Origin of the sequence: Streptomyces niveus, assembly GCF_001723055.1 — a bacterium.
In the GTDB taxonomy this organism is placed as follows: domain Bacteria; phylum Actinomycetota; class Actinomycetes; order Streptomycetales; family Streptomycetaceae; genus Streptomyces; species Streptomyces niveus.
The window spans coordinates 1-6,451 of the sequence record NZ_MDCR01000014.1 but is presented as its reverse complement, the minus strand read 5'-3'; the positions used below and the strand labels follow the sequence as shown (position 1 = coordinate 6,451).

Genomic DNA, 6,451 nt, shown 5'->3' with positions numbered 1-6,451 from the left:
ACCCGTCGCTGCGCCCGACCCGCGCGAGGATCTGCGCCGGGGTCGGGCGCAGCGACGGGTCCTTCTTCAGGCAGTCGGCCACCAACTCCCGCAAGCCCTCGGGGAGTTCGGTCAGGTTCGGCTCCTCCTGCGCGATGCGGAACATCAGCACGTGCACGGCGGTGTCGGCCGTACCGAACGGGAGGTGCCCCGTCGCCGCGTACGCGAGGACCGAGCCCAGGCAGAACACGTCGCACGCGGGCGTGATCGGGGTGCCGCGTACCTGCTCCGGGGCCATGAAACCGGGCGAGCCCACCAGCCCGCCGGTCCCGGTCAGCCCGGCGCCGGTGACCGTCTCCAGCGCGCGGGCTATGCCGAAGTCGATGACCTTCGGGCCCTCGATGGTGACCAGGACGTTGGACGGTTTGAGGTCGCGGTGGATCAGGCCCGCGCCGTGGATGTCCTGAAGGGCGTGGGCGAGACCCGAGCCGAGTATCCGCACCGAGCGCGCGGGAAGCGGCCCGTGCGGGCCCGAGACGATGTCCTGGAGCGAGGGCCCGGCCACGTACCCCGTCGCGACCCAGGGCACCGCGGCCTCGGTGTTCGCGTCGAGCACGGGCGCCGTCCACGCCCCGCCGACGCGCCGGGCGGCGGCGACCTCCAGCCGGAAGCGGTTGCGGAACTCGTCCTGTTCGGCGAGTTCCTTGCGTACGAGCTTCACCGCGACCGTACGGCCCCGGTCCGAGCGCGCGAGATACACCTGCCCCATGCCACCGGCGCCGAGGCGTGCCAGCAGCCGGTAGGCGCCGATGCGTTGTGGATCTCCTGCGGTCAGCTTCTCCATGGCCGTACGGCCCTCCCCCAGATGCCCAAGCCCGACGCGCCGAGGATAGTGCCGCCACGATCGTCCGGCGCGCCCACGGCAGAACCGGGGCGCGGCCGGGCGGTTCAGCCGAGCCGCTGAGCCCGGCCGTCGGCCGGCCGCTCAGCCCGGCCGCTCGGCCGAGTCGCTTGGCCCGGCCACTGACCCCGGCCGGTCAGCCCGGCCACTGACCCCGGCCGGTCAGCCCGGCCGGTCAGCCCGGCGGTCAGCCTGGGCGTTCGGCCCAGCCGCTCGGCCCCGCCGATCCACCCGGCCGCTCACCCCGGCCCGGGGCCGATCGTGTCCATCGCCCGCGACAGCCGTTCCAGCACCCGTACCGTCTCCGCGAAGTCCGACTCGCCCAGTTCCTCGGCCAGGCGCCGCGCGAGAGCCGCGTGGGCCGGCCTGATCTCGTGGATCGCCGCGCGGCCCTTCTCCGTCGGGGTGAGCAGTTTCGCGCGGCGGTGGGCGGGGTTCGGCTCGTACGCCGCGAGGTCGCGCTCGACCAGCAGGTCCGCGATCCGCTGCACGCTCTGGCGCGTGATGCCCATCGCGCGGGCGATCCCGGAGACCGGCAGCGGCTGCGGCAGTACGGCTCCGAGGACCTGCCACCAGGCGGCCGTCAGACCCGCCGGGGCCGCCAACTCCTCCGCCACGGAGAGGAACTGGCCGTTCAGCCGGAAGACGCCGAGCGCGCTCCTGCTGAGCAGTTCCGGGACTTCGGGGGTGCCGACGGGCTCGCTCATGAGTTGAGGACCTCGAACGCGCTCGCGTCGGAGTTCTTGAACAGCCGGTACCAGGCGTCCAGCTTCTCGCCCTCGTACACACCGAGCAGCGCGAAGATCTCGCGGGCGAACGCGACCGGCTCGGTCGGGCCGGCCGTGATCAGGGTGCCGTCCGTGACCGCGTCCGCCTCGCGGTAGTGCTTGCCGCCCCGGTACCCGGTGGCGTCCAGGTAGTAGGTGACGGCGCTGGTGTGCGCCCGGTCGTCCAGCAGGCCCTCGCGGGCCAGCCCCGCCGTCGCGCCGCAGATCGCGGCGACGGGCAGGCCCCGGTCGATGAACCGGCGGGCGGCGCGGGCGAACGGCGCCAGGTCGTCCCCGGTGTCCCAGAGGTCCGCGCCCGGGAGGATCAGCACCGCCGCGTCCTCGGGCTCGCCCAGCCGGTCGAGCGCGATGTCGGGCCGGACGCGCAGGCCGCCCATGGTGGTGACCGGGTCGGCGGTCGGGCCGACGGTGCGCACGGTGTAGCCGTTCTTGGCGAGGTGCGCGGTCGCGTAACCGGTCTCCCAGTCGGCGAGGGTGTCGTACACGGCGAGGTACACGGTCTTGCCGGTCATGATGGCCTCCTCAGTTCTATGACAGCAGCCTGTCATGTCGACAGTTTGCTGTCAATGTTCGCGAAGGGCGGGGCGACACCCTGCCCAGTCCCACCCCTCACGCCAGACAGGGTGGCCGTTTCGGTCCCCACCCGACCCTCTCTACTCTGGCCGCATGACCCCTCACCCCGTGCCTCACGACCCGGAGGCGGGCGCTGCCGTCAAGGCCGCCGACCGCGCGCACGTGTTCCACTCCTGGTCCGCCCAGGAACTCATAGACCCGCTCGCCGTCGCCGGTGCCGACGGCTCGTACTTCTGGGACCACGACGGCAACCGCTACCTGGACTTCACCAGCGGCCTCGTCTTCGCCAACATCGGCTACCAGCACCCCGCCGTCGTCGCCGCGATCCAGGAGCAGGCCGCGAAGCTCACCACCTTCGCGCCCGCCTTCGCCGTCGACGTACGCTCCGAGGCCGCCCGCCTCATCGCGGAGCGCACCCCCGGCGACCTCGACAAGATCTTCTTCACCAACGGCGGCGCCGAGGCCACCGAGAACGCCGTACGGATGGCCCGGCTGCACACCGGCCGCCCCAAGGTGCTCTCGGCCTACCGCTCGTATCACGGCTCCACCTCCACCGCGATCAACCTCACCGGCGACCCGCGCCGCTGGGCCTCCGACACCGGCAACGCGGGAGTGGTGCGCTTCTGGGCGCCGTTCCTGTACCGCTCGCCCTTCTACGCCACCACCGAGGCCGAGGAGTGCGCCCGCGCGCTGGAGCACCTGGAGTCGACCATCGCCTTCGAGGGACCGGCGACGATCGCCGCGATCATCCTGGAGACGATCCCCGGCACGGCGGGCATCATGACGCCACCGCCCGGCTATCTCGCGGGCGTACGGGAGTTGTGCGACCGGCACGGCATCGTCTTCGTCCTGGACGAGGTGATGGCGGGCTTCGGCCGTACCGGCGCGTGGTTCGCCGCCGACCACTTCGACGTCGTGCCCGACCTGCTGACCTTCGCGAAGGGCGTCAACTCCGGTTACGTACCGCTCGGCGGCGTCGCGATCTCCGCCGCCATCGCGGACACCTTCGCGACCCGCCCCTACCCCGGCGGCCTCACCTACTCCGGCCACCCGCTCGCCTGCGCGGCGGCCGTCGCGACGCTGCGCGTGATGGCCGAGGAGAAGATCGTCGAGAACGCCGCCCACATCGGCGAGACGGTGCTCGGCCCCGGCCTGCGCGAACTGGCCGAGCGGCACCCGTCGGTGGGGGAGGTGCGCGGGCAGGGCGTGTTCTGGGCGCTCGACCTCGTACGGGACAGGCAGACGCGCGAGCCGCTGGTGCCGTACAACGCGACGGGCGAGGCGAACGCGCCGATGGCCGCCTTCGCCGCCGCGTGCAAGAAGGGCGGGCTGTGGCCGTTCGTGAACATGAACCGTACGCACGCCGTACCACCCTGCAACGTCACTGAGGCGGAGGCGAAGGAGGGGCTGGCAATCCTGGACACGGCGCTGACGGTGGCCGACGAGCACACGGTGTGACGACCGGAGGGCTCCGGTGTCCCGGAGCCCTCCCTCTCCCTGGCTTAAGGTGAGCGCAGCCGGACGAGGGGACGAACATCAATGCCCGCCAGCGGAGCCGTGACCCGCAACACCCTGCGGCAACAGATCGCGGACGCACTGCGTGACGAGGTGTTGGCGGGGCGTTTGCTCCCGGGCGAGGAGTTCACCGTCAAGCACATCGCCGAGCAGTACGGGGTCTCGGCGACGCCCGTCCGGGAGGCGCTGGTCGATCTGAGCGCGCAGGGGCTGCTCGACTCCGACCAGCACCGTGGGTTCCACGTCCACCAGTTCACGGTCGCCGACTTCCGGGCCATGATCGAGGCGCGCTCGCTGATCACCGAGGGCGTGTTCCGCCGTGCCGTGGCGCACGGCACCAGACGGGTGCGCTCCGAGGCGCTGGTGTCGGTACGGCGCCGGGCCGAGGAGGCCGCGCGGGCGGCCAAGGGCGGGGATCTGGACATCCTGATCGGGTACGACCTGCGGTTCTGGCGGGAGCTGACCGCGCTCATCACCAATCAGTACATCTGCGACTTCCTGCACCGGCTGCGGGTGCAGGCATGGGTGTTCTCCGTGCCGTTGCTGCGCGGTGACCGCGCCTGCCGCGACTGGCTGTGGAGCGGGCACGAGCAGCTGGTCGACGCGATCACGCTCGGCGACGCGGACGCGGCGCGGGCGGTCATGGACGACTGCCACACGCACTCGCTGGCGTGGGCGGACCGGGTGGATCCGGAACTGGGACGTCCGCGGCGGTGAGCGGGTACGCGATGAGTGGAAGCACGGACACGACGCCTCGCACGGGTACGGGGTCGGACCTGACCGTGGTCGTCCCCGCCTACAACGAGGAACACCGGCTGCGCCCGACCCTCGACGCGATCTGCGCGCATCTGCGCGCCGACCCGGAGCGCTGGGGCGACTGGGAGCTGATCGTCGTGGACGACGGCTCGACCGACGGCACCGCGGAGGTCGCGGCACAGGCGGCGGCGGACGAGCCCCGTGTCCAGGTGCTGACGAGCGAGGAGAACCGGGGCAAGGGGCACGCGCTGCGGCTCGGAGTCCTGGCGTCGTACGGCAGGCGCGTGCTGGTCACGGACGCGGACCTGGCGACGCCGATAGAGGAACTGGACGCGCTGGACGACCTGCTGCACGACGACGAAGACGAAGACGAAGACGAAGAGGACTGCGACTACGAGTACGAGTACGAGGCGACCGCGGCCGTCATCGGCTCCCGCGCACTCCCCGACTCCCGCGTCGAGGTCCGCCAGCGCCCCGTACGTGAATGGCTCGGCCGGCTCGGCAACCGCCTCATACGGCTCGTCGCCGTCCGCGGCATACACGACACCCAGTGCGGCTTCAAACTCTTCGACGGCGACAAGGCGCGGGCCGCCTTCGCCGCCTCCCGCCTCGACGGCTGGGGCATAGACGTCGAGATACTGCGCCACTTCCGCCGCGCGGGCTGGCCCGTCGCCGAGGTGCCGGTGCGCTGGTCGCACCAGAGCGGTTCGAAGGTGCGCCCGGCGGACTACGGCCGCGTACTGCTGGAACTCCTGCGCCTGCGCACCCGTTTGCGCCCCGCGGACCTCGCCGTCGGCGTGCTCTTCCTCCTCTCATCCGTCCTCCTCTACAAGGGGCTGTGGGCGGACCTGGACCGCGCCTACCTCGCCGACTCGATGCAGGACCAGAACCAGTGGGAGTGGTTCTTCGGCGTCACCGCCGACAACGTCGCGCATCTGCGCAATCCGCTCTTCACCACCTATCAGGGCCATCCCGACGGCGTGAACCTGATGGCGAACACGGTCATGCTCGGCCTGTCCGTCCCGCTGACACCCGTCACGCTCCTCCTCGGCCCGACGGTGACCTGGGCGCTGGTCCTGACGCTCGGGCTGACGGCGACGGCGGTCGCCTGGTACTGGCTGTTCGTACGGCGGGTGACCCGCGTCCGGCCGGCGGCTGCCGTCGGCGCGGCGCTGGCCGCGTTCGCGCCGCCGATGATGTCGCACGGCACCGCGCATCCCAACTTCCTTGTGCTCTTCATGATCCCGGTGATCATCGACCGGGCGCTGCGGCTCTGCGAGCCGGGCGCGGGGGGCCGTCGCCTCGTCCGGGACGGGGTCCTGCTCGGCCTCTTCGCGACGTACCAGATCTTCCTCGGCGAAGAACCGTTGCTGCTCGCGGCGATGGGCATGCTGATCTTCGCGCTGGCGTACGCGCTGGCGCGCCCCGATGTCGCGCGCGCCACCTGGCGCCCGCTGCTGCGCGGGCTGGGCGTCGCGCTGGCGGTGTGTCTGCCGCTGGTGGCGTTCCCGCTGTACTGGCAGTTCTTCGGCCCGCAGAGCTACCACAGCGTCCTGCACGGCGACAACGCCGGCAACAGCCCGCTCTCCTTCCTGGAGTTCTCGGGCCGCGCGCTGCTCGGCGACGAGGAGCGCGCCGACACGCTCGCGATGAACCGCACCGAGCAGAACGCCTTCTACGGCTGGCCGTTGACCGCGCTCACCTTCGGGATCGTGGTGTGGCTGGGGCGTTCGGCACTGGTCAAGGCGGTGACGGGCACGGTGCTCGTGGCCGCGCTGCTGTCGCTGGGGCAGAAGATCCGGATCCCGTTCACGGACGTGGTGCTGCCGGGGCCGTGGCGTGCGCTGGCGCACCAGCCGCTCTTCGAGTCGGTGATCGAGTCGCGGGTGGCGATGATCTGCGCCCCGGCACTCGGCGTGCTGATCGCGCTCGCGGCGGC

At 71.9% G+C, this 6,451-nt stretch carries 6 protein-coding genes; 3 read left to right on the top strand and 3 right to left on the bottom strand.

The features are described from left to right. The 3 genes from BHU15_RS02055 to BHU15_RS02045 all read right to left on the bottom strand — a co-directional run. Positions 1-823 (bottom strand): serine/threonine-protein kinase (locus BHU15_RS02055; protein ID WP_141726754.1); only part of this gene is annotated, 823 nt, incomplete at its 3' end. Between the two features lie 296 nt (positions 824-1,119). Beyond that, entirely contained in the window at positions 1,120-1,587 is a 468-nt protein-coding gene (locus BHU15_RS02050; protein ID WP_069625578.1) for a MarR family winged helix-turn-helix transcriptional regulator, read from the bottom strand. Further along, the gene (locus BHU15_RS02045; protein ID WP_069625577.1) at positions 1,584-2,180 is read right to left on the bottom strand and encodes a type 1 glutamine amidotransferase family protein; all 597 of its coding nucleotides are present in this window, start codon (positions 2,178-2,180) and stop codon (positions 1,584-1,586) included. The genes BHU15_RS02050 and BHU15_RS02045 overlap by 4 nt, the downstream gene beginning before the upstream one ends. 154 nt (positions 2,181-2,334) lie before the next feature. Here BHU15_RS02045 and BHU15_RS02040 point away from each other — a divergent pair, with 154 nt between their 5' ends. From BHU15_RS02040 to BHU15_RS02030, 3 genes are all read left to right on the top strand, one after another. Further along, positions 2,335-3,699 carry an aspartate aminotransferase family protein gene (locus BHU15_RS02040; RefSeq protein WP_069625576.1) on the top strand — a complete coding sequence of 455 codons (1,365 nt, stop codon included), beginning with the start codon at positions 2,335-2,337 and terminating at the stop codon, positions 3,697-3,699. A gap of 81 nt (positions 3,700-3,780) precedes the next feature. Beyond that, entirely contained in the window at positions 3,781-4,473 is a 693-nt protein-coding gene (locus BHU15_RS02035) for a GntR family transcriptional regulator (protein WP_069625575.1), read from the top strand. A gap of 11 nt (positions 4,474-4,484) precedes the next feature. Next, on the top strand, positions 4,485-6,451 hold a 1,967-nt coding region (locus BHU15_RS02030; RefSeq protein WP_069625574.1), incomplete at its 3' end, for a dolichyl-phosphate beta-glucosyltransferase.